The following is a 2,742-nucleotide window of genomic DNA, read 5'->3' on the forward strand; positions in this document are numbered from 1 at the left end:
TTCTGCGACAGAAGGAAACAAGAGGATCTACCGCATCGTCGACCCCTTCGTTCAGAACATCATCGCCGGCTTTGATGGAGTCCTTCCCGAGGCTGTTTCCTCATAATAAAAAAACCGGCTCTCCTGCAGCCGGTTCTTTTACTCTCTCCTCAATATTATCAGGGAGTCGGGATGGGAGTGTAATTATTACTATTCAGGGTTCCCATATAGTTGGTCAGTATAATCAATGACGTGAGGGAAGCTGTCAGGATGGCAATATCCCCGCCGTACTTGCCGATCCAGAAGATAGGATTGTTCCGGGGAGCAAAGATAACATCTTCCGGCTGGATGATGCGCTCTTTCTGTTTATGTTTGTCTCCATACACGTCTGTGATCCGCACCCTGCTGCCCGAGTGGGAGTCTATATCGAATCCACCGGCCAGACCCATGTAATAGTCCCATGATTTATTCACAATATAGGGAAAGCGTCCGGGACTCACCACAGACCCTGTAACATACACGTAGTACTGGGTAAAGGGGATGATCACCATATCCCGGTCACTTAAAACGAGATCAAGATCCCGGTTTCCTGTCAGAAGCAGTTCTTCCACATTCACATCCACGGAATCTCCGGTTTCAGATCTGATCACACTCACATGTTCCAGATCGGATACCTTTGTGAACTGAGCCTGCACCTTGCGCATCACCGAGGAAAGCAGTTCTCCCTCGGTGATATTCACAATAACCCTGGAGGAAACAGAGGTTCCCTCTTCGCTGGTGCCGATGGCTCCCTGGAGGGTGACAATGGGCCTGTAGTCGGTCCAGCGGGGAATGGTGATGCTGTCCATATCCATCAGGGGAAGGTCCTCGGGATCATCCGAGAGATTCAGGTAGAAGGTGCTGCCCTGACCCTCTGTGCTGCCCAGTATCCGGCTGATCTGAATCTGGCTCTGATCGGCGGTACTCGTGAATCCGTCCCCCAGGATTTCAATCACATCCAGGAGATTTTCATCCTCTTTGAGCTGGTAGCTTCCCGGCCTTTTCACATCGCCCCTTAAAATAATCTGACGCTCATAGGGGCGCAGGATAATCGTATCGCCGTAGGCCAGGTAGGGGTTCTGTGTCACATCTCCCGTGCGGCGGCCCATAAAGAGGTCGACGATCCGGCTGGAGCCACCCTTGGAGATGATTTCCACATCTCTGTAGGAGGTATAGCTGGTCTTGACGGCATCCACGATGGACGAGAGGCGTTCAAAGCTCCAGGCGGGCACCTCCTGGGCTATCTGAACTTCTCCCTTGACCAGAACCTCAAAGACTCCGGAACTGCTGATGGTCATCACCGGCACGGAACCAGGGAACAAGTCATTCACCAGCTGCTCCACCTGACCCCTCAATTCATAATAGGTCATTCCTTCGGTTTGAAATTTTCCAAATCCCGGAACCTGGGCCAGATAGTTCTTGTCCACCGTTAATTGTACACTAAAAGCGCTGCCGCTGAGGGAATAACTGACCGAGTAGACATCCCCGGGGGTGACCGGGTAGCCGGGGCTCACCGACGCCTTGCCGGTCCGCTCACTCGCCGAACCCGTCAGGGCCCAGAGGGATGAGATTGAAAGCAGACAAATCATTACTGTACATACTGTTCTTTTAATCATAGGGTCTTACACTTCTCCACGGAGTTTTTTCATGCGCTGGGGGTCCTGTTTCAGATTCTGCCAGAACTCAAGGAGGAAGGCTCCAAAGAGGCTGAGGAAAAAGGCGGCCATGGTGACGATGATGCAGAGCTTGCCCCGGCTGGGGCCCGACTTCATTTCTGGAATTTCCGCCTTCTCTATCACCTGAAAGGTGGGGCCGGTGCCCCGATCGGTCAGTTTGGTGACCTCGTACTGTTCCAGCAGACTCTTATAAATAGTGGCCTGAACCTCGATTTCTCTCTTGATCCGCTCATCCTCTATATAGAGACCGCTCATTTCCTGCATGGAGGGCAGGCCGTACTTGCCCTCTTCTTCCAATGTCTTCAGGGACGCTTCGAGAGCTCTTTTTGAGCGCAATTTATCAGAAATAATGGGGTTATCCATGCCCGCACGGGTGGTCATGGCCTCAACTTCCGCATCCAGGGTGATCATCGCTGTCTTGAGGCCCATCACCTGGGTGGTAAAGGCTTCGATCATGACCGAGGCGTCGAGGATGCCGTACTTCTTCTGAAAAGCCACATACCTGTCTTCCAGGGCGGCAATCTGCACTTCCACATCCACCAGCTTCTGTTCCAGCAGCTCTTTCTGACTCTTGTTGGAGATGCTGTCAATCTTGTCAAACTCTGTTTCCAGCAGCTTTACAGTTCTATTCACTATGGCCGTGGCCAGATCCCGGTCAATGTCTTCATAACCGATTTCGAGAGTGCCTGTTGCCTCATCCGGTTCGAGAGTCAATTTTTCACGGATGGATGTTCGTAAAGTGGTGACAGGAAATTTACTTTCCCGGGTATTGTACACTTCATGCAGATTGAACTCTGCCGCCAGTTTATCGATCATCGTATTGCTCTTGGCCAGCTTCTCTGCCAGGGCGCTGTTGCTGCCTCCTCCGCTGCTGACACCCGCCAGGGCGGCCAGGCTGCCCAGGCCGGAGGAGTCGAGCATGCTTGACAGACCGCCGCTGGAGCTGCTGTTATTGATCAGTACCAGAGATTGGGGTGTATACAGATTGGGGAGGAAGCTTTTTTCAGGGGGCAGCTTCAGGGATATTATTGAATAAATCAATATGTAC

General features: G+C 52.2%; 2 protein-coding genes. Both read right to left on the reverse strand.

All coding sequences use genetic code 11. The features are described 5' to 3' along the window. Window positions 1–158: 158 nt before the first annotated feature. Complete coding sequence (locus PF479_RS01945; RefSeq protein ID WP_298001694.1) at window positions 159–1,634, reverse strand: SLBB domain-containing protein; 1,476 nt, start codon at window positions 1,632–1,634, stop codon at window positions 159–161. Between the two features lie 6 nt (window positions 1,635–1,640). After that, window positions 1,641–2,742: hypothetical protein (locus PF479_RS01950; protein WP_298001696.1), on the reverse strand; the 1,102-nt coding region annotated here is incomplete at its 5' end.

It is taken from the genome of Oceanispirochaeta sp. (assembly GCF_027859075.1).
GTDB lineage: Bacteria > Spirochaetota > Spirochaetia > DSM-2461 > DSM-2461 > Oceanispirochaeta.